The organism is Microvirga tunisiensis (assembly GCF_009296175.1).
Lineage (GTDB): Bacteria > Pseudomonadota > Alphaproteobacteria > Rhizobiales > Beijerinckiaceae > Microvirga > Microvirga tunisiensis.
Genome location: NZ_VOSK01000118.1, coordinates 1 through 19,717, shown reverse-complemented (window position 1 = coordinate 19,717; position 19,717 = coordinate 1). Strand labels below are relative to the sequence as shown.

Here is a 19,717-nt window from a genome sequence, read left to right as displayed (position 1 = left end):
GCCGCCAGCTGAAGCTGGAGCACCGCAAGACCAAGCCCTACACGCCGCAGACCAATGGTCTCGTGGAGCGCTTCAACGGGCGGGTGCAGCGCGAGGTGCTGGGCATCACCATCTACAGCCATCGGGATCTCGAGACGCTGCTCAAGGGCTTCAATCAGGCCTATAACAGAAGACGTCAACGCGTGCTCAAGGGGCGATCCCCGGATGAGGTTGTGCGAAGCCGCCTGGCTGCCGAGCCGAAGCTCGCCAACCGCCGCTACAAGCCACCCGATGCAGACGCGTTGCCGCCAGCCCTCCAGGTCATCGCTCATGCCAAGGAGGTCTCGCATCCAGACAACTAGAGCGTCGGACCCGAAAGCGAGCCCTCTTTTCGGGTCAGTCGCCGACGCGGATCGTCTGTTTCGCACGATGCGCTGAGGCCGGAAAATCCGCTACTCGGCGATGCCCTTGACCACGACCCGGTCGATGGCCCTCACGATCCGCTCCCGATCCGCGTTCGAGAACGGGCTGAGATTATGCATCTCGAGATTGCTGAGGCCCTCGGTCGCAAGCCAGCCCAGCAGGGCGGCATCGAGATCGTCCGAGTTGGCCTTCAACTGCTCCAGGGTGGTGCTGATCACCTGACGGACCGGATCGAGGAGGCCTGGGTTCTCGGCCGTCGCCGCCATCATCCCGGTGGCGAACTCCTGCATCTTGCCGCCGCAGCAGATATTGAGCAGGGTTTTCGTCACCACGCGGGCTTCCAGGTTCGGCCCGGGTTCGGCCTTTTCCCGCAGGGCATCCTTCTCGAAGGTGACCTGGTCGATCATGCGCTGGATCATACCCTGCAGCAGGGCTTCTTTCGTGGGAAAGTTGTACAGAAGCCCGCCCTTGCTGAGGCCAGCCTTCTCCGCGACGGCATCCAATGTGAGCCGTCCGGCGCCGATTTCGGCAACGAGTTCTGCCGCCGCGTCAAGGATCTTTTCGCGGGAACTCTTACGGCCTCTGGTACAGGGAAACAACATCCACCACTCTTGCAACTAAACCGTCCAGACGGTATATAAATTCTCTCTCACGGCCTTGGCGTCAAGGTAAAGTTACGCTATTGCCGCACCCACCATAGTCGTACAGGGCTCACGAGGTGAGCCCTAACTCTCGGAAAAAGCCTATGAAACGGCGCATTGTAGTTGCTCTTGTCTTCATTCTTGCAATCGGACTTTGCGCTGGGTTGGTCTGGTTCAACTTCTTCCGCGACAGGATGATCACCCAATTCTTCGCCACCATGCAGCAGCCGGCCCAGGCGGTTTCTGCCGCCAAGATCGAGGCGAAGACGTGGACGCCGAGCATTAGTGCCATCGGTACGGCCAAGGCCGCCAACGGCGTCGAGTTGGCCTTCGAGATCGCCGGCATCGTCAGCGAGATCAAATTCAAGGCCAACCAGAACGTTCGCCAAGGCGAGGTTCTGGTTCAGCTGGACGACACGGTCGAGCGAGCCGACATTCAGGACGTCCAGGCGAACGTGAAGACGGCCGAGAGCAGCTTCGAGCGCGCCAAGACCTTGTCGACGCGCGGCTATGGGACGGAGGCCAATCTCGATCAAGCCAGCGCCTTGCTCGCCGCCGCACGCTCCCGCCTCGCCCGTCTGCAGGCGACCATCGAGCAGAAAGCCCTGAAAGCTCCCTTCTCGGGTGTGATCGGCATTCCGCGGATCGATGTCGGTCAGTACCTGCAGCCCGGAACCGTCATTGCGAGCTTCCAGGACCTCTCGTCGATGAAGGTCGATTTCACGGTTCCCGAGCAGCGGGCCGGCGAGATCAATCTCGGCCAGGAGGTTCATATCGGCACGACCGAGGGCAACCTGCCGTTCAAGGGCCACGTCACCGGCAAGGACCCGCGCGTCGATCCCAAGACCCGGCTCGTCTCGGTCCAGGCTCTCGTCGAGGACAACAAGAACGGGGCCATTCTCCCGGGTCAGTTCCTCCACGTGGAGGTGATCCTGCCGGAGCAGCCCAATGTCATGACCGTCCCGCAGACGGCCGTTATCGCCAGCCTCTACGGCGATTACGTCTACACGATCGACCAGGAAGAGAAGCAGGGCCAGCAGGTCCAGGTCGTCAAGCAGGTCTTCGTCAAAACCGGCCGCCGTCGTGGCGGTGCTCTCGAGATCGTCTCCGGCGTCAACCCGGGTCAGCAGGTGGTCGCCTCCGGGCAGAACAAGCTGCAGTCCGGTGCAACCGTCAAAATCGACAACAGCATCGATGTGACGAAGCTCGACGCATCGAAGCTCGCGAGCGGACAATAGGCATAAGCCATGAGTTTCACTGAACTTTTCATCCGCCGCCCCGTCCTGTCGATGGTGGTGAGCCTCCTGATCCTGTTGCTCGGCGCGCAGGGACTGATGAACCTTCAGGTGCGTCAGTATCCCGAGGTCGAGGAAACCACGATCACGATCACGACCACCTATACGGGTGCGAGCGCCGATCTGATCCAGGGCTTCATCAGCACGCCTATCGCCAAGTCCGTGTCGAGCGCAGAGGGCGTGGATTACGTGACGACGCAGAGCCGGTTGGGCATCAGCACGGTGTCCGTGCGCATGCGCCTGAACACGGATCCGAACGCGGCGCTCACCGAAGTCACGGCGAAGGTGCAGCAGGTTCGCGCGCAGCTTCCGTCGGACGCCGAAGATCCGGTCATCATGAAGGGTACGGGCCAGAGCTTCGCTCTCATGTACATCACCTTCGGCAGCACGGAGATGAATCCGGAGCAGGTCTCCGAATTCCTGACCCGTGTCGTGCAGCCGCGCTTTGCAACGCTTGAGGGTGTCGGCAACGCCGAGATCCTCGGCGGGCGCGACTTCTCCATGCGCGTGTGGATCGATCCCGTCCGTCTGGCCGCGCGCGGCGTGACGGCTGGCGACGTCGTCCAGGCGATCAATGCCAACAACTTCCTCGCGGCTCCCGGCAAGACGCAGAGCGAATACGTGGCCTACAGGCTCGACATGCAGACTACGCTGCAGACGCCTGAGACTTTCAGCATGCTGCCGATCCGGTCCAATGGCGACCAGGTCGTGCGCTTGCGCGATGTGGCCGATGTCGAACTCGGGCCCGAGAGCACAGACACCATCGTCAGCTTCAACGGCAGCCAGGGCACCTTCATCGGCATCACGCCGACCCCGTCCGCCAATCCGCTGACCGTTGCCGAGGCCGTGACGAAGGCCATCGATTCGATCCGTCCGACCCTGCCCAAGGGCATGAATGTCGAGATCGTCTACGATGCGTCGAACTTCATCTCGGCCTCCATTGAGGAGGTGTTCAAGACCATCGGGGAGGCGGCGCTCATCGTCGTCGTGGTGATCCTGTTGTTCCTCGGGTCATTCCGCTCGGTGCTGATCCCCATCGTGACGATTCCGCTCTCACTCGTCGGCGTCTGCTTCTTCCTCTATGCGCTCGGCTATTCGATCAACCTTCTGACCCTGCTGGCGATGGTGCTCGCCATCGGCCTCGTGGTCGACGACGCCATCGTGGTGCTGGAGAACATCCACCGCCATATCGAGGAGGGGCTGAAGCCCGTCGAGGCTGCTGTCGTGGGCATGAAGGAGATCTTCGTTCCCATCGTCTCCATGACGATCACCCTGGCAGCCGTGTATGCGCCGATCGGCTTTACGCAAGGATTGACCGGTTCGCTGTTTCGCGAATTCGCCTTCACGCTTGCAGGGGCAGTGATCATCTCCGGCATCGTCGCCGTGACGCTTTCGCCGATGATGTCCTCGAAGCTGCTGAAGTCCCATGGGGCTCAAGGACGGTTCGCTGCCTTCGTGGACCGCACCTTCACGCGGCTTGAGAACTGGTATGCAAGGCGCCTGAAGGGTTCGCTGGATTATCGCGGCGTGACTCTGGTCATCGTCGCGGTCCTGCTCGGCACCACGGCCTTCCTGTTCACCAAGACTTCTTCCGAGCTTGCGCCCGAAGAAGATCAGGGTGCCTATCTCGGCCTGGTCAATGCGCCGAAATATGCGACCGCCGACTACACGCAGGCCTTTTCCAAACAGTTCACGGGCGCAGCCGAAAAGATCCCCGAGATCGACGACAGCTTCCTGATCGTCGGCATCGACGGCGGCGGCGGTGGCTTCGTCGGCTTCAAGTTGAAGGAATGGAGCGAGCGAGAGAAGAAGGGTCCTGTGACGAAGCAGGAGATCCAGAACCTCCTGAACGAGAATGCCGGCGTGCAGGCCTTCGTTTTCGCGCCTCCCTCCCTGCCCGGTGGCGGCGATGGCCTGCCGATCCAATATGTGCTGCGCACCATCGGTGACTCGTCTCAGGCTTATGAGATCGGTGAACAGATCCGGCAGCGTGCGATGAAGTCCGGCAAGTTCATCGTGGTTCAGAACTCGATCTCCTATGAGACGCCCCGGGCTCGCATCACGGTGGATCGCGACCGCGCCGCCGCCCTCGGCGTGCCGGTCTCGGAAATCGGTAACACGCTCGGCGCTCTCGTCGGCGGCGCGCCGATCTCGAAGTTCGACCGCGACAACCGGAGCTATGACGTCGTCAGTCAGGTCCGGCAGGAGGATCGTCTGAATCCGGAACGTCTGGCCGAGTACTATGTCCGTGCCTCCGACGGATCCATGGTTCCGCTTTCCGCTTTGGTGAGCATCAAGACGGATGCGGCGCCGGCCGTCATCGAGCAGTTCAACCAGCTCAATTCGACGACATTGTCGGCGCTGCCGCTCCCCGGCGTGACCACGTCGGAAGGCTTGGCGACTCTGCGCTCCATCGGGCAGGAGGTCATGCCGCAGGGCTTCTACGAGGATTATGCCGGCCAGTCCCGCCTGGAGATCCAGGAGGGAAGCTCGATCTTCCTCGCCTTCGGTCTTGCGGTCATCGTGATCTATCTGGTGCTGGCGGCACAGTTCGAGAGCTTCCGCGATCCGTTCATCATCATGATGTCGGTGCCGCTCTCCATGTTCGGTGCCATGATCTTCCTGAATCTCGGCTTGGCGACGCTGAACATCTACACGCAGGTCGGGCTGATCACCCTCGTGGGACTGATCACCAAGCACGGCATTCTGATGGTGGAGTTCGCCAACGAGCAGAAGGAAAAGCATGGCGTCAGCAAGCGTGAGGCCATCGAGGAGGCGGCCCGGGTGCGCCTTCGCCCGATCCTCATGACCACGGCCGCCATGGTGCTCGGCGTCGCGCCGCTGCTCTATGCGACCGGTGCAGGTGCAGCGGCTCGCTTCTCCATGGGTCTCGTGATCGCGTCGGGCATGTCGATCGGCACGATCTTCACGCTCTTCGTGGTGCCGATGTTCTACACCTTCATCTCGAAGGAGACGGTGCGGGCCGAGCGGGTGGAAGAGAAGCATCCCCATCGCCAGGCCCTCGCGGCGGAGTAAAGAAAAGGCCGGGCAATGCCCGGCCTTTTAAGTTCAAGTCGCGATAGGCAGGGTCAGAAATCGACTCTGCCTTTTGTTTTCAAATTCACTGGGCGATCTCGCCCTCGACTTCCATGAACGGAGAGACCGACTTGAAGCCGGCCTGCTCGGCCGCCTTCTTCACAGCCTCTGCAACCTCGGTCGAGTGAACCTCGATGGTCTCGCCCGTCTTGGAATCGACGAACATGATCTTCATCGCGTTCACGTCCGGCTGGCCGTGGGAGATGACGTAGGAGTTCTGGGTCGCCAGACGATGGACGAGACCGGCATCGCGCAGGAAGTCGAGAGCGCGATAGATCGTGACCGGAGCCAGACGCTTCTTCTCGCTGCTGAGACGGTCGACCAGATCGTAAGCTCCGACCGGGCCGCCGCTCTGGACCAGTTCGCGATAGACGCGTTCGCGAATCGGCGTGAGTCTGAGATTGTTCTGGCGGCACAGATCGTCTGCACGACGGAGGAGGTTGTCCTCTTCTTCTTTCCTGAGGGCCTTGGTGCTCATGAGCCACACTCCTGTTATTACGGAACCTATATATTCATATAGGTAAAATGCGAATCTGACAATGTGCTATCGTTACTGGAGGCGCTTGCAGCTGTGCATATTCCGCAAAGGTATCTGGCGTTTAGACACACAAAGGGCGGAGTTTGCCCCTTCACTGATACGTATTAACGTATCTATTTGCCTGATGTTCCGACGCTCAAGCTCACTTTGCGCAGGTCTCGCACAGACCGCGGATCTCCACTGTCACCTTCTTGGTGCAGAAGGCATGGTCATCGCCCCAATGGGAGAGGCGCTCGCTGATATGCGGGTCGGTGAATTCCTTGACCAGGCCGCAGCTCTCACAGATGGCGAAGGCCGCCATGTCGTGTTCGTGGTGCGGGTGCTTGCAGGCCACATAGGCGTTGAGGCTCTCGAGCCGGTGCGCCAGGCCCTTCTCGATCAGCTTCTCCAGGGACCGGTAGACTGTCGGCGGCGTCACGGCGCCTTTGGCCCGCATCTTGTCGAGGACCTCATAGGCCGAGAGCGGGTTCTGGGCGGAGCACAGAATCCGGTGAACCCGCTTCTGAGTGTCGTTTAGGTCCTCGAGGCCGTGATTGTGGTGCGTGGAAGCCATCTGAAATCGTCAATTCCGCCTATGAGCGTGTCACCCTATACGTCATGATTGCAGAGGCGATTTCAAGAGAGATGCACAGGGGGGCCGGTGCCCTGTGCCGCAGGCTAGAGATCGACCCAGGCCGCCTTGCGTTGCGAGGAGCGCACCGCCGCCTCGATGAAGCGCACGCCGCGCACGCCGTGCTCGACGTTGGGCACCTGGAGCGAAAAGGGATTGGGTTCGCGGTTCTCGATCCGCGCCGCGATCTGCTCCGCCACATCCGTGTAGAGCTGGGCGAAGCCTTCGAGATAGCCTTCCGGATGCCCGCCCGGAATGCGCGAGGCGGCGCGGGAGACCTCATCGGCGCCATAGCCGTTGCGGCGGATGGTGCGCGGCGGTTCGCCGAGCGGCGAGAAGGTGAGATAGTTCGGGTTCTCCTGATGCCATTCGAGACCCGCCTTCTCGCCGTAGACACGAATGCGGAGGCCGTTCTCGAGGCCGGCCGCCACCTGGCTGCACCAGAGCATGCCCTTGGCGCCCGACGCGAAGCGCAGCATCATATGGGCGTTGTCGTCGAGCCTGCGACCTTCAACGAAGGTGTGCAACTCCGCCGACAGCGACGCGACCTCGTCGCCGGCGATGAACTCGGCGAGGTTGAAGGCGTGAGTGCCGATATCGCCGACGGCGCCGGCAGGGCCCGAGCGGGCCGGATCGGTGCGCCATTCCGCCTGCTTGCTGCCGGTCTCCTCCATGCGGGTGGCAAGCCAGTCCTGCGCGTATTCCACCTGCACCACGCGAACGGCCCCGAGCTCGCCCGCCTGCATCATGGCGCGGGCCTGCCGCACGAGCGGGTAGCCCGTGTAATTGTGCGTAACCGCGAAGATCAGACCGGATTCGCGCGCCAGTTTTGCCAGTTGATCCGCCTCGCGCCGCGTGGTCGTCAGCGGCTTGTCGCAGATCACATGGATGCCGGCCTTCAGGAAGGCGCGGGCCGCCGCCGCATGGGCGTGGTTCGGCGTCACGATGGCGACCGCGTCGATGCCGTCCTTCAGCCGCCGCTCGCGGCGCGCCATCTCATTGAAATCGCCATAGATACGGTCCGGCTTCAGAAGAAGGTCCTGGCCGGAGGCCTTCGCCCGCTCCGGATCGGACGAGAGGGCGCCCGCCACCAATTCCCAGCGGTCGTCGAGGCGGGCGGCGATGCGGTGAACGGCGCCGATGAACGCGCCGCGCCCTCCGCCGACCATGCCGAGGCGCAGCCGGCGGTTGAGCTTCTGATCCGGAGATCCAGCGATCGTCATGTGTTTGCCCCCTTGAAACTTATGCGGCGTCGATGCCGAGCATCCGACGGTTGGCGGCCTCGTCCGTCCCGCCGGCGGCGAAATCGTCGAAGGCCTTTTCCGTGACGCGGATGATATGCGCCTGGATGAACTCTGCGCCTTCGCGCGCGCCGTCTTCCGGATGCTTCAACGCGCATTCCCATTCCAGCACGGCCCAGGAATCGTAGTCGTATTGCGCGAGCTTGGAGAAGATGGCGTTGAAATCCACCTGTCCGTCGCCGAGGGAGCGGAAGCGGCCGGCGCGGTTGATCCAGCTCTCGTAGCCGCCATAGACGCCGATGCGCCCGGACGGGTTGAACTCAGCGTCCTTGGCGTGGAATGCCTTGATGCGCTCGTGATAGAGATCGATGAAGGCGACATAGTCGAGCTGCTGCAGCAGGAAATGGCTCGGATCGTAGTTGATGCAGGCGCGCCGATGTTCGCCGACCGCATCGACGAAGCGTTCGAAGGTGGCGCCGTCGTGAATATCCTCGCCGGGATGGATTTCGTAACAGACATCGCAGCCGGCTTCCTCGTAGGCGTCGAGGATCGGCTTCCACCGGCGCCCCAACTCCTCGAAGGCCGTCTCGACGAGACCGGCGGGACGCTGCGGCCAAGGATACATGAAGGGCCAAGCCAGCGCGCCGGAGAAGGTGACGCTGGCACTCAGGCCCAGACGCTTCGAGGCTTTCGCCGCCATCAGCATCTGGTTCACCGCCCATTCCTGCCGCGCCTTCGGGTTATTGCGGACCTCAGGTATCGCAAACCCGTCGAAGGCCTCGTCATAGGCTGGATGAACGGCGACGAGCTGGCCCTGCAGGTGCGTGGAGAGTTCCGTGATTTCCATGCCGTGCGAGCGCACGATGCCGGCCATCTCGTCGCAATATGTGTCCGATTCCGCGGCTTTGCTGAGATCGATCAGGCGCGGATCCCAGGTGGGAATCTGAACACCCTTGTAGCCGAGGGAGGCTGCCCAGCGGCAGATTGCGTCGAGCGAGTTGAATGGAGCCTCGTCGCCGGCGAATTGCGCAAGGAAGAGGCCGGGGCCCTTCATGGTCTTCATGGGTGAACTCCCGAAGTGACGTGAGTGAAGGCGAAAAGAGGCAAGGGGAAGAGGCTCCTGATCAAGCAGCTTGCCGTGGCTCTCGCCCCTTCGGCACGAAGGGGCGAGAGCCACGCCGGTTAGAACGGCGAGTTCGGGAAGTAGTGCTCCTTGGCGTTGTCCTTCGTGATCAGCTGAGCGTTGAGCACGTAAGTGCCGCGCATGGGAGCGTTGGTGTAGAAATGTGCCGCGGTGACGCCCATGGCGGTGGAGATCATCGACGGCGGATAGGACACGTCGGCCGGGATCATCTTGTCGCCGTCCATGACTTTCTTGATCATGTCCTTCATGCCGGCGCCGCCGAGGACGAACTTGATGTCCTCGCGCTTGGCCTGACGGATCGCTTCCATGATGCCGAGCGCCATGTCGTCGTCCGAGGCCCAGACCGCGTCGATCTTCGGATGCTTGGACAGGAAGTCCTGCATCACCTTGAAGGCATCGTCCCGGTTCCAGTTGGCATATTGCTTGTCGATCACCTTCACGCCGGAGCCTTCGAGGGCCTTCTCGAAGTTCGTCACGCGCTCCTCGTCGATCACGGTCGGAATGCCGCGGAAGACGACGACATTGCCCTGCTTGAGGTTGTCGACGAAGTACTTGCCGGCGACGCGGCCGAATTCCGGATTGTTGCCGGCGACATAGATGTCCTGGATCGACGGATCCTTGAGGCCGCGATCGACCACGGTGATGAGAGTGCCGCGCTTCTTGATCTCGCGGACCGGGTTCGTCAACTCGTCGGAGTTGAAGGGCAGGACCACGAGCGCGTCAACCTTCTGCGAGGTCAGGTCATCGAGGGCATTCGCCTGCGCCGCGCCATCGGGAGAGGTCTTCACGATCACCTTGAGGCCCGGATAGCCCTTTTCGAGCTGCTTTGCGGTCTCCTGGGCGTGGTAGACGACGCCGCCCGTCCAGCCATGGGTCGCAGCCGGGATCGAGACGCCGATCGTCACGTTCTTCTGCTGGGCCATCACGCCGGTGGCAACGCCGGCCATGAGGCCTGCCGCCATCGCGAACTTCAGTACCGTTGCTTTCATCTCGTTCCTCCCTGGAGGGTTGGTTTGGGGCCTTTGTCCCTTGTCCGGCAGGCCCGCACCGGTTTCATCGCCCGCGGTGAACTGACCGCTGCACGAGCATGGCGATAATGATGATGGCGCCCTGAACGGCTCCCACGAGAAACTCGGAGACGAAGTTCGACAGCACCATGATGTTGGCGACGAGTTCGAGGATCACGGCGCCGACCACCGTGCCCCAGACGCGGCCGATGCCGCCCTTGAGGGCCGTGCCGCCGATAACGACGGCCGTGATGGCCTGCAATTCCCACAAAAGGCCGGTCGTCGGCGTGGCGGAGCCGAGGCGCGGCACATAGACCAGCACGGCGATGCCGACGCAGATGCCTTGGATGATGTAGGTGAGCGTGCGCACGCGCCAGATCGGCACGCCCGAATAGCGGGCCACATCCTCGTTGGAGCCCAGCGCGACGACATGGCGGCCGAATGAGGTGCGGTAGAGGATCAGTGCGCCGATGGCGGCAACCAGCATGAACGCGATGATGGGAATCGGAACACCGAGAATGCTGTCGAAATAGACCGGGCGGTAGAGCTCGCGCAGCTCGAAATTGCGCATCGTGATGGTGCCGCCTGCCGCAAGCCAGATCACCAGGGAGCGATAGATGCCCATGGTGCCGAGCGTCACGATGAAGGGCTCGATGCGTCCGAAGGTGACGATGAGGCCGTTCGCCAAGCCGCAAGCGGCACTGAGGGCAATGGCGGCGAGCATGCCGAGCGCCAGGGTGCCCACGTCCCCGCCGCCGAGATTGTTCAGGGTCAGGATCATGACGCCGGCCGTGAGCGCCGCCATTGAGCCGACTGAGAGATCGAGCCCGCCGCCGGCTATCACGAAGGTCGCGCCCACCGCGATGATGGCGATGAAAGCCGAGCGCGTCACCACGTTGAGCAAGTTCGACGCGGTCAGGAAATCCGGGTTGATCAGTGCGCCCGCGATGATGAGCACGATGAGTGCGATGAAGGGCGAGAGAGCCCGCATATCAATGTTGAACCGGCGCTTCTCAGCGCTCGAGCGAAGCACGGTTTCGGTCATGCGTGGCCCGCGGCGATTTCCGCCGCCCTTTCTTCGTGAACGCCAGTGGCGAGATAAACGATGGAATCTTCCGACAGATCCGCTTGCGCGACTTCGCCCGCGACGCGCCCGTTGCGCATCACGACGGCTCGGTGGCACAGGCCGATCAGCTCCTGCATCTCGGAGGAGATGACCACGACGGCGCGCCCCTCGGCTGCGAGCGAGGCGATGAAGCGGTAGATCTGTTCCTTGGTGCCGATATCGACGCCGCGCGTCGGCTCGTCGATGATGACGATACGCGGCTCCACCAGCATCATCTTGGCGAGCAGCAGCTTCTGCTGGTTGCCGCCGGAGAGCTGCCCGGCGAGGAGGTCGCGGCGCCGGGTGCGGATGTCGAAATCCTTGATCGCCTTGTCGAGCGCCTTCTCCTCGCCGCCTCCATCGATGAAGGGTCCGCGGCTGAACTTCTCGAGGGCCGCCAGGGTCAGGTTGACCCGGAGGTTCTGCTGCAGCAGCAGGCCTTTCCCTTTCCGGTCCTCGGAGAGATAGACGATCCCCGCCGCCATCGCTTCGCGGGCATCGCGGAAATGAACCTGTTTGCCATCGAGGTTGATCGCGCCGTGGCCCGGACGAAGGCCCACCAGAGCTTCGAAGAGCTCAGTGCGACCCGCTCCGATCAGGCCGCCGAAGCCGAGGATCTCGCCGCGGTGCAGAGTAAACGAGGCATTCTCCACATACCCTGGCACGGCCATGTCGCGCACCGTCAAAAGAGACTGGTCGGAGGCGGTGGCCGGCTTTTCCGGATAGAGCTTGGACATGTCGCGCCCAACCATCAGGCGTGCCATCTCCAGCGGTTCCAGACCTTCGACATCGCGGGTTGAGATGTGGCGCCCGTCTCGCAGCACCGTGACGCGATCCGCAATCGCCTTCACCTCGTTCAGGCGGTGCGAGATATAGAGCACCGCCACGCCCTGAGAGCGCAGCTTGCGGATGATCTCGAACAGGCTCTCGGCCTCGATAGGGGTGAGCACCGCCGTCGGCTCGTCGAAGGCCACCACCTTGTGCGGCACCAGCAGAGCGCGCGCGATCTGGACAAGCTGCCGGTCGGCGATGGAGAGGCGGCTGACCTCCCGGTCGGGATCGATGCCCGTGCCGAGTTCACGCAGGATCGCCCGCGTCCGCTCGCGCATGGCCTTGTCGTCGACCAAGCCGAAGCGCCTGATCTCCCGGCCGAGGAAGAGGTTCTGCGCCACCGTCAGGTCCGGGGCGAGAAGGATTTCCTGGTGCACGAGAACGATGCCGTGGCTCTCCGCATCCACGGGTCCTGAGAAGCTGATCGGCTGGCCGTTCAGATGCAGGCTGCCCTTCGTGGGCGCGATGTGACCCGACAGAATTCGCATCAGGGTCGACTTGCCGGCCCCGTTCTCGCCGATGACGGCATGAACTTCGCCGGGCTTCAGATCCAGCGAAATGCCGCTCAGGACCTCAATCGGTCCGAAGGATTTCGAGATGTTCTCTGCACGAAGGACGGATTCCATAAACGGCTCCGGATGAGCGGCATCGCTCGCTTCCGCTCGGGAAGACGGTCATCAAAGGCTGTGCGGATGGATCAGCTGGACGGCGCGTGAGCTGGCATTCGTTTCCTCCTGGCTTATCGCCTTGTCCTCTGCCGGGACATCTGACGATCTAGTGCTAGCGAAGGGCACGACAACGGCCCTATGTAATCGATTACATAAAACTTTACCGAAACGACGGCTTCTGTCAAACAGAACCATGGTAGGGGGAGGTGCATGGACGACGTAGGGCAAAAGGACAGGCCGGAGTCGGGGGGCATTTCGATCCGTGCAGCGCGGATTCAGGATGTCGCGAAGCTTGCCGATGTCTCGACTGCGACGGTTAGCCGAGCCCTTGCGACGCCGGAGCGTGTTTCGCCCGAGGCTCGTGCGCGGGTGCTGGAGGCCATCGCCAAGACCGGTTATGTGCCCAACCCCGCCGCGCGCACCCTACGCTCGCAGAAGACCTATATGGTGCTGGTCGTTCTGCCGGATCTCTCGAACACTTTCTTCTCCAAGATTTTGCGCGGTATTGAGGAAACCCTCTTCGAGGCCGGCTACGGCATGATCATCAGCGATCTCGACGGTTCGCCCGAGAAGGAGGCGCATTTCGCGGCCTTCACGGCGGCAGGCCGGGTGGACGGCGCCATTCTTCTCAACGGTCACCTGTTCGGGCAGAGCCGTGAAGGGGAGGGGCAGCCGGCCCGGATCAAGATCCCGCTCGTGGCGGTCTGCGAAGCGATCCCCGGAGCCGACATTCCGCAGATCGAGATCGACAACCGCGCCGCAGCCTACGGCATGACGCAGCACTTGGCCTCCCTGGGTCATCGCAGCATCGCCTATGTGAGTGGTCCGGCCAGCAATATCCTCGAGCGCGAGCGCTTCCAGGGATTCAAGGACGGATTGGAGACAGCTGGTCTGCCGTTCGACCCGGCCCTCGTCCTTCCGGGGGATTACACCATCGAGGCGGGCGTGCGGGCTGGTCAGGACCTGGTGGCACGACCCACCCGTCCGACAGCCGTGTTCTGCACCAGCGATGAGATGGCCATCGGTCTCATGCGCACCCTCTTCTCCGCTGGGCTCAGAGTACCCGAGGACATCTCCGTGGCCGGGTTCGACGATATCGAGTTTGCCGCCGTGGCCGAGCCACCGCTGACCACGATCCATCAGCCGCGGCGGGAATTGGGGCAGGCGGCGGCATCGGCCCTGATCGAACTTCTGCAGGGTCGGTCGTCCCCCAAGCGGATCCGGCTGGAGACGGAGCTGGTGATCCGGGACAGCGTGGCGCCGCTCTGATGCGGATCAGAATATCGAGAAGGCGCCGATGAACAGGACGAGCACCAGACCGATAAAGCCCACATAGGCATAGAGAACCTTGTGCGAGTTTCGGTGGGCATAGCTGTCTTTCTCTGTGCCGTCCTTCCAGCGTACGGACGACTCCTGATGACGGGCCAGATCGACCTGCTCCGGTGTCGGCGGAGTGCCACCGGCCTCATCATCGGTACCCAACGGAGAGAGACCGGGATCGAACACCGCATTCTTGTCGCCTGTCCGGCCGCTGTCGATGTCGCCTTTCAACTGCGCCGTGGTCGAGCGCTCGGTCAGAGGCGGTGCATCCACCGGCTTGACCGTATGCGTCGGAGGAATGTCGGCGTGATGAGGATTGTCTGAACGGGTGGACATCGTACTCTCCCGGGCTCCGCTGAGGGGAAAAACCGTTGGAGTTACGCGAGGTTCCGGTCCTGAAGTCGCCTCAGGATCCTCCTGTCTCCAGACAAGAAAAAAGGCCGTTGTTGCCAACGGCCCGAAGTTTAGGGAGGAAACGCCCAAGAAGGGCAGCAACACTGCGACGCCAATCGCCGTGCTGCACTGCAATAATTAAGGGACGCGCTGATCTGTTTCAAGATCAAAAGGTCAGCACCATTGCCCATTTTTTCGCCTCTTTGGAATGCCCGGATTTCAAGGACAACTGGACATGGCAAAGGCGCCGGAGGACAAAATACAGGCAGACCGGATCTCACATGGGGTCAGAGATGCCCAAGCTGAATGCCATTCTTGAGACGGCGCTTTATGTCGACGACCTGTCGCGCGCGCGTGCCTTCTACCAGGACGATCTCGGCCTGAGACCGCTTTTCAGCAACCAGCGTATGTGCGCTTTCGACGTCGGCGGGAAAAACGTCCTGCTCCTGTTCCTGCGCGGCGGCTCGAATGAGCCGATGCCCACGCCCGGCGGGACGATCCCGCCCCATGACGGGGAGGGACCGCTGCATATCGGCTTTGCCGTTTCAGCGAGCGAACTGGCCGAATGGGAGGGGTGGCTCCAGGAGCGGGGCATCCCTATCGAGAGCAGGACCACATGGTCCCGTGGCGGAACCAGTCTCTACTTCCGGGATCCCGACGGTCACCTTCTCGAACTGGCGACGCCGGGACTCTGGGAAACCTACTGAGCTGCTTCAGGTCACGACGCTGGGCTCGTTGCGACCCGTGCGGGTCGCGATTTCCGCAATATCATTCGCGGCCTGGACGAGAGGAGCCAGAACTTCGGCTGTCGACAGGTTGTGCTGGTCGGGGTTCGGCTCGAAGCGTTCGAGATAGACTCTCAGCGTTGCACCCGATGTGCCGGTTCCCGACAGGCGGAACACGGCGCGGGCATCCTCCGCGAAGAGGATGCGGATGCCCTGCTTCGGCGTCACGGATTTGTCGACCGGGTCCGTATAGGCGAAGTCGTCGCACGATTGGACCGTGAGCCCGCCGACGCGCTGGCCGGGCAGGGTAGGGAGCTTCGCCCGCAGGACGTCCATCAACTCATTGGCCGGCGCTGTTTCGAGTTCCTCGTAGTCGTGGCGCGTGTAGTAATCGCGCCCGAACGTTGCCCAGTGCTCGCGCACGATCTGATCCGCCGGCTTCTTGGTGACGGCCAGGATGTTGAGCCACAGCAGCACGGCCCAGAGACCGTCCTTCTCGCGGATGTGGTTCGAGCCCGTGCCCGCGCTCTCCTCGCCGCAGAGGGTGATGAGACCCGCATCCAGAAGGTTGGCGAAGAACTTCCAGCCCGTGGGCGTCTCGAAGCAGTTGATGCCGAGTTTGGCCGCGACTCGGTCGGCGGCGCGGCTCGTCGGCATGGAGCGGGCCACGGCGGCAAGGCCCTTGGCATAGCCAGGGGCCAGATGGGCATGGCTCGTGAGGATGGCGAGGCTGTCGCTGGGCGTCACGAACAGTCCCGGGGCCACAATCATGTTGCGGTCGCCGTCACCGTCTGAGGCTGCGCCGAAATCGGGTGCATCGGGCCCAAGCATCAGCTCCATGAGATCGTGGGCATGGACAGGGTTCGGATCGGGATGATGGCCACCGAAATCAGGCTTCGGCTCGCCATTGACGACCGTGCCCGCCGGCGCGCCGAGACGACCTTCGAGTATGGCTTTCGCATAGGGGCCCGTGATAGCGCTCAGAGCATCGAAGCGCATGCGGAAACCCGAACGGAACAGATCGGCGATCTTCTCGAAATCGATCAGCTGCTCCATCAGCTCCGCGTAATCGGCAACGGGATCGATCACCTCGACCGCCATGGGGCCAACCTTGGTCGATCCGATGCGGCTGAGGTCGATGTCCGCATCATCGACGATCTTGTATTCGCTTATCGCGCTCGCCTTCTGGAAGACGGCCTCTGTGAAGGATTCCGGGGCCGGTCCGCCATGGGACATGTTGAACTTGATGCCGAAATCGCCGTCAGGACCGCCCGGATTGTGGCTGGCAGAAAGAACGAGGCCGCCGATGGCCTTGTGCTTGCGGATCACGCAGGAGGCAGCCGGCGTGGACAGAAGCCCCTTCTGCCCGACGAGGACACGGCCGAAGCCGTTTGCTGCCGCCATCCTGATCGCGGTCTGGACAACCGATTCGTTGAAGAAGCGCCCGTCGCCGCCGATCACAAGGGTCGAACCATCCTTGTTCTCGACAATGTCGAAGATCGATTGAATGAAGTTCTCCACATACCGGGGCTGCTGGAAGACGGTGACCTTCTTGCGCAGGCCGGACGTACCGGGACGCTGATCGGAAAACGGTGTCGTCGGAATGCGGTTGGTCACCATCGGTGCAGATCACTTCCTTGGAGGTGGCTCTTGAAAGGCCGGTTCTCGATTGCATGACACCCCGGCAGGGGCATGCCGACCATTTTAGGGTTGCGCGGACGAGATGCCACTGCCCAGATGAAGCTAAGATGAAGACGCTCAATTGCGCTCTGCATCGTCTGATCCATCCAGGTGCAGGTCAAGACATCAAAACCGAGCGAAAAAGAAAGTCCTGAGAAGGTCTGTACTTGAAGTTTGCTTGATTTCCGGAAGTTCCGGCGAACCCGTCACAACACGAAACAAGTATAACATATGTTATTGTAGCTTTAATATTGTGTTGGCGCTGTCTCCGTGCTGGAACAAAGGGCAGCGCTCACGAATTAAACAGCCCCAGAGTGCATTCTGCACGCTCTTTCATCATTTGATCGCCAATTGAGACGTGGACAAAGGCAGTCTGCGATAGCGGAGCCGTCTTGTCCTCTACCGTTAGGAGTTCCCGAGAATGGGCGATGATCGTCACGTACAAGCCGGTTCCGGAGAAGCCATGAGTCAGCTGTCGGATCAGAAGCACAACATTGATGCCCAAGCCTTTTGCGAGGTGACGACGAGCCAGATGCATGTGATCGACCGTGGTGTTTACCGAGGACCTCATCTCTACAGTCTCACCCCGATGATCCGCATCAAGCTCGATCTCGGCACGCTGGAGGAATGGCCGTCCAATCGCCTGCCGGGCTTTACCGAGCGCCTCCTGTCTCTGCTGCCTGGACTGCATGAGCATGGCTGCAGTTTTCATGAGCGCGGAGGTTTCGTCCACCGCCTTGAGGAGGGCACGTGGCTGGGCCATGTTGCCGAGCACATTGCCCTTGAGCTCCAGACCTTGATCGGCGCCCGCGTGACCCGGGGAAAGACCCGCTCCGTGAAGGGAGAAGCCGGCGTCTACAATGTGATGTTTGCTATCGTGAAGAGGATGTGGGACTTGTAGCCGGGCGCTTGGCTCTCCAACTCGTGGATTCGCTGCTGCCGCCTGGACTTCAGGGCATCAAGGGACTTGACCGCATCTACAGGGATGAGAGCGAGCCTGCATTCGAAGGTCCTTTCGACCTTGATGCAGCCCTCAAGGCTCTCCGATATGTCCTCCGGCGCAGGGCGCTTGGCCCGACGACCATGTCCCTCGTACAAGAAGCTGAGCGGCGGGGTATCCCGGTCCTGCGCTTGGACGACCAAAGCCTCGTGCAATTGGGCACCGGACGATATCAGAAGCGGATCCGGGCCAGCATCACAAGCCTGACCTCGCAGATCGCCACGGATGCAGCCGGCGACAAGGATCTCACGAAGAGCCTCCTGGCCGACGCGGGACTGCCGGTCCCGCGGGGCGAGGTGGTTCGCAGTGCCGAAGATGCGGTGCGTGCCGCCGAGCGGATCGGTTACCCGGTCGTGGTCAAGCCGCTCGACGGCAATCACGGGCGCGGCGTCAGCATCGATCTATCGACGGCAGAAGAAGTCACCCGCGCGTTTGAGGAGGCAAGCAGGCACAGCCGGCGCGTCATCGTCGAGAGCTGCTTCAAGGGCCAGGATCACCGGATCCTCGTGGTGAACGGGGAGGTGGTGGCAGTGGCCGAGCGTATCCCTGCCCATGTCGTAGGCGACGGCGAGCGCAGCATCACGGCCCTGGTCGACGAAGTAAACCAGGATCCGCGCCGCGGCGAAGGCCATGAGAATGTCATGACCCGGATTAAGATCGACGATCACACGCTCGGCGTCCTGGCAAAGGCGGGCCTTGAAACGGATAGCGTACCGGCTATCGGGCAGGTGGTCTATCTGTGTGATACGGCCAATCTCTCGACCGGTGGCACAGCTGTCGATCGCACCGACGACATCCACCCCGACAATGCCCTGATCGCCCGCAGGGCCGCACGCGCCATCGGCCTGGATGTGGCGGGCATCGACTTCATCGCGCCCGACATCACGCGCTCGGTTCATGAGACGGGTGGCGGGATCATCGAGGTCAATGCCGCACCAGGCTTCCGCATGCACCTGCAGCCTTCGGAAGGACGCGCCCGCAACGTGGCCCGGCCCGTGATGGATATGCTCTTTCCTCGTGGCACACCGACGCGCATCCCGATCCTTGCCATCACGGGCACCAACGGCAAATCAACCACCTCACGCATGGTCGGACATATCCTGCGCGCTCAAGGCCTTAATGTCGGGCTGACGTCGACAACCGGCATCTATGTGAACGGCGACAGGATCGTGGAGGCGGATGCCTCGGGGCCTTGGAGCGCTCGCGTGGTACTCCGTGATCCGACCGTGGACGTGGCGGTATTGGAAACGGCCCGCGGCGGTATCCTGCGGGAGGGTCTCGGCTTCTCGGAATGCGACGTAGGCCTGATCACGAATATCCAGCCTGATCATCTCGGGTTGAAAGGAATCGACACCATCGAGGACCTCGCTTGGGTGAAGTCCGTTGTCGTGGAGGCGGTGCACCGCAACGGCACCAGCATCCTCAATGCCGATGATCCGATGGCAGTCAGTTTGCGTCGGCGGGCTGGCGGCAGGCTGGGATACTTCTCCCTTCGTGGCGGCGCCGACATGCCCGACTTCCTACGCGATCACATCGAGGATGGCGGCTTTGCCGTCGTGCGCGAACCGGGCGTGATCGACGGTGGCGAAATCGTGATCCATGACGATGGCGACAGCATTCATCTGAGAGGCTGGTGAGCAATTATCTTTCCTTTCGCGTGAGGCGACGCAGCAGGATGCGGCTCATGGCGAGATAGAGCAACATCTCGCCGGTCTCGACCAAGCGTTCGTAGTCCTTGGCGAGCCGCCGGTTGGTGGTGAGCCAACCGATGGTCCGCTCGACAACCCACCTGCGTGCGAGCACCTGGAAGCCACTCGGTCGCGTCGGCGGCTCCGCGTCAGCCCGCATCCAGGTTCCGCCGCTCCACCAATGCTGCGGGATGGATAATCTCCAGCTCAGGGCCTTCTGGAGCCAGTCCTTCAGCCCACGATAAGCCGTGTCGGCCCACATCAACTCAATGGCCGGAAACAGATTCTGCAGACCCTCCAGCAGGAGTTCGGCTCCGGCGCGGTCATGGAGGT

Annotated in this window: 18 protein-coding genes; 7 read left to right on the top strand and 11 right to left on the bottom strand. The window is 62.2% G+C overall.

All coding sequences use genetic code 11. The features are described from left to right. On the top strand, positions 1 to 341 hold a 341-nt coding region (locus FS320_RS23255), incomplete at its 5' end, for an integrase core domain-containing protein (protein ID WP_152714309.1). A 90-nt stretch (positions 342 to 431) separates the two neighbouring features. Here the strand turns inward: FS320_RS23255 and FS320_RS23250 are convergent. Beyond that, the gene (locus tag FS320_RS23250; protein ID WP_152714308.1) at positions 432 to 1,004 is read right to left on the bottom strand and encodes a TetR/AcrR family transcriptional regulator; all 573 of its coding nucleotides are present in this window, start codon (positions 1,002 to 1,004) and stop codon (positions 432 to 434) included. A gap of 143 nt (positions 1,005 to 1,147) precedes the next feature. Between FS320_RS23250 and FS320_RS23245 the strand changes: the two genes are divergently transcribed. Then, positions 1,148 to 2,281 carry an efflux RND transporter periplasmic adaptor subunit gene (locus FS320_RS23245; protein WP_152714307.1) on the top strand — a complete coding sequence of 378 codons (1,134 nt, stop codon included), beginning with the start codon at positions 1,148 to 1,150 and terminating at the stop codon, positions 2,279 to 2,281. Positions 2,282 to 2,290: 9 nt separating this feature from the next. Beyond that, the gene (locus tag FS320_RS23240) at positions 2,291 to 5,374 is read left to right on the top strand and encodes an efflux RND transporter permease subunit (RefSeq protein ID WP_152714306.1); all 3,084 of its coding nucleotides are present in this window, start codon (positions 2,291 to 2,293) and stop codon (positions 5,372 to 5,374) included. An 85-nt stretch (positions 5,375 to 5,459) separates the two neighbouring features. On the opposite strand, the gene FS320_RS23235 is transcribed toward FS320_RS23240, so the two are convergent. The 7 genes from FS320_RS23235 to FS320_RS23205 form a co-directional block, all read right to left on the bottom strand. Then, the gene (locus FS320_RS23235; RefSeq protein WP_152714305.1) at positions 5,460 to 5,912 is read right to left on the bottom strand and encodes a Fur family transcriptional regulator; all 453 of its coding nucleotides are present in this window, start codon (positions 5,910 to 5,912) and stop codon (positions 5,460 to 5,462) included. A 202-nt stretch (positions 5,913 to 6,114) separates the two neighbouring features. Then, positions 6,115 to 6,525 carry a Fur family transcriptional regulator gene (locus FS320_RS23230; protein ID WP_152714304.1) on the bottom strand — a complete coding sequence of 137 codons (411 nt, stop codon included), beginning with the start codon at positions 6,523 to 6,525 and terminating at the stop codon, positions 6,115 to 6,117. 104 nt (positions 6,526 to 6,629) lie between these two features. Continuing rightward, complete coding sequence (locus FS320_RS23225; RefSeq protein ID WP_152714303.1) at positions 6,630 to 7,805, bottom strand: Gfo/Idh/MocA family protein; 1,176 nt, start codon at positions 7,803 to 7,805, stop codon at positions 6,630 to 6,632. 19 nt (positions 7,806 to 7,824) lie between these two features. After that, positions 7,825 to 8,886 (bottom strand): sugar phosphate isomerase/epimerase family protein, encoded by a 1,062-nt coding sequence (locus tag FS320_RS23220; RefSeq protein WP_152714302.1) that lies wholly within the window; start codon positions 8,884 to 8,886, stop codon positions 7,825 to 7,827. A 119-nt stretch (positions 8,887 to 9,005) separates the two neighbouring features. Further along, on the bottom strand, positions 9,006 to 9,956 hold the full coding sequence (locus FS320_RS23215; protein ID WP_152714301.1) for a substrate-binding domain-containing protein: 951 nt from the start codon (positions 9,954 to 9,956) through the stop codon (positions 9,006 to 9,008). 64 nt (positions 9,957 to 10,020) lie between these two features. Next, positions 10,021 to 11,019, bottom strand: coding sequence for an ABC transporter permease (locus FS320_RS23210; protein WP_152714300.1), 999 nt, complete (start codon positions 11,017 to 11,019; stop codon positions 10,021 to 10,023). Continuing rightward, on the bottom strand, positions 11,016 to 12,536 hold the full coding sequence (locus FS320_RS23205) for a sugar ABC transporter ATP-binding protein (protein ID WP_152714299.1): 1,521 nt from the start codon (positions 12,534 to 12,536) through the stop codon (positions 11,016 to 11,018). Before FS320_RS23205 ends, FS320_RS23210 begins: the two co-directional genes overlap by 4 nt. 252 nt (positions 12,537 to 12,788) lie before the next feature. Between FS320_RS23205 and FS320_RS23200 the strand changes: the two genes are divergently transcribed. Then, entirely contained in the window at positions 12,789 to 13,847 is a 1,059-nt protein-coding gene (locus FS320_RS23200; protein ID WP_152714298.1) for a LacI family DNA-binding transcriptional regulator, read from the top strand. A 6-nt stretch (positions 13,848 to 13,853) separates the two neighbouring features. Here the strand turns inward: FS320_RS23200 and FS320_RS23195 are convergent, their stop codons facing one another. After that, on the bottom strand, positions 13,854 to 14,234 hold the full coding sequence (locus tag FS320_RS23195; RefSeq protein ID WP_152714297.1) for a hypothetical protein: 381 nt from the start codon (positions 14,232 to 14,234) through the stop codon (positions 13,854 to 13,856). 350 nt (positions 14,235 to 14,584) lie between these two features. Between FS320_RS23195 and FS320_RS23190 the strand changes: the two genes are divergently transcribed. Continuing rightward, positions 14,585 to 14,998 carry a VOC family protein gene (locus FS320_RS23190; protein ID WP_152714296.1) on the top strand — a complete coding sequence of 138 codons (414 nt, stop codon included), beginning with the start codon at positions 14,585 to 14,587 and terminating at the stop codon, positions 14,996 to 14,998. 6 nt (positions 14,999 to 15,004) lie between these two features. On the opposite strand, the gene FS320_RS23185 is transcribed toward FS320_RS23190, so the two are convergent. Continuing rightward, on the bottom strand, positions 15,005 to 16,636 hold the full coding sequence (locus FS320_RS23185; protein WP_152714295.1) for an alpha-D-glucose phosphate-specific phosphoglucomutase: 1,632 nt from the start codon (positions 16,634 to 16,636) through the stop codon (positions 15,005 to 15,007). A 523-nt stretch (positions 16,637 to 17,159) separates the two neighbouring features. Here FS320_RS23185 and FS320_RS48200 point away from each other — a divergent pair. Next, positions 17,160 to 17,597, top strand: a complete 438-nt coding sequence (locus FS320_RS48200; protein ID WP_244627316.1) for a cyanophycin synthetase family protein — start codon at positions 17,160 to 17,162, stop codon at positions 17,595 to 17,597. Then, on the top strand, positions 17,585 to 19,333 hold the full coding sequence (locus tag FS320_RS23180) for a Mur ligase family protein (protein ID WP_338105455.1): 1,749 nt from the start codon (positions 17,585 to 17,587) through the stop codon (positions 19,331 to 19,333). The genes FS320_RS48200 and FS320_RS23180 overlap by 13 nt, the downstream gene beginning before the upstream one ends. A gap of 4 nt (positions 19,334 to 19,337) precedes the next feature. On the opposite strand, the gene FS320_RS23175 is transcribed toward FS320_RS23180, so the two are convergent. Further along, positions 19,338 to 19,717: transposase (locus tag FS320_RS23175; protein ID WP_152711663.1), on the bottom strand; the 380-nt coding region annotated here is incomplete at its 5' end.

Excerpts from the sequence above, each read along its gene's own strand:
- FS320_RS23205 (WP_152714299.1), bottom strand. The coding sequence starts at position 12,536 with ATGGAATCCGTCCTTCGTGCAGAGAACATCTCGAAATCCTTCGGACCG.
- FS320_RS23215 (WP_152714301.1), bottom strand. The coding sequence starts at position 9,956 with ATGAAAGCAACGGTACTGAAGTTCGCGATGGCGGCAGGCCTCATGGCC.
- FS320_RS23200 (WP_152714298.1), top strand. The coding sequence starts at position 12,789 with ATGGACGACGTAGGGCAAAAGGACAGGCCGGAGTCGGGGGGCATTTCG.
- FS320_RS23190 (WP_152714296.1), top strand. The coding sequence starts at position 14,585 with ATGCCCAAGCTGAATGCCATTCTTGAGACGGCGCTTTATGTCGACGAC.
- FS320_RS23185 (WP_152714295.1), bottom strand. The coding sequence starts at position 16,636 with ATGGTGACCAACCGCATTCCGACGACACCGTTTTCCGATCAGCGTCCC.
- FS320_RS23245 (WP_152714307.1), top strand. The coding sequence starts at position 1,148 with ATGAAACGGCGCATTGTAGTTGCTCTTGTCTTCATTCTTGCAATCGGA.
- FS320_RS23195 (WP_152714297.1), bottom strand. The coding sequence starts at position 14,234 with ATGTCCACCCGTTCAGACAATCCTCATCACGCCGACATTCCTCCGACG.
- FS320_RS23225 (WP_152714303.1), bottom strand. The coding sequence starts at position 7,805 with ATGACGATCGCTGGATCTCCGGATCAGAAGCTCAACCGCCGGCTGCGC.
- FS320_RS23240 (WP_152714306.1), top strand. The coding sequence starts at position 2,291 with ATGAGTTTCACTGAACTTTTCATCCGCCGCCCCGTCCTGTCGATGGTG.
- FS320_RS23250 (WP_152714308.1), bottom strand. The coding sequence starts at position 1,004 with ATGTTGTTTCCCTGTACCAGAGGCCGTAAGAGTTCCCGCGAAAAGATC.
- FS320_RS48200 (WP_244627316.1), top strand. The coding sequence starts at position 17,160 with ATGAGTCAGCTGTCGGATCAGAAGCACAACATTGATGCCCAAGCCTTT.
- FS320_RS23210 (WP_152714300.1), bottom strand. The coding sequence starts at position 11,019 with ATGACCGAAACCGTGCTTCGCTCGAGCGCTGAGAAGCGCCGGTTCAAC.
- FS320_RS23220 (WP_152714302.1), bottom strand. The coding sequence starts at position 8,886 with ATGAAGACCATGAAGGGCCCCGGCCTCTTCCTTGCGCAATTCGCCGGC.
- FS320_RS23235 (WP_152714305.1), bottom strand. The coding sequence starts at position 5,912 with ATGAGCACCAAGGCCCTCAGGAAAGAAGAAGAGGACAACCTCCTCCGT.
- FS320_RS23230 (WP_152714304.1), bottom strand. The coding sequence starts at position 6,525 with ATGGCTTCCACGCACCACAATCACGGCCTCGAGGACCTAAACGACACT.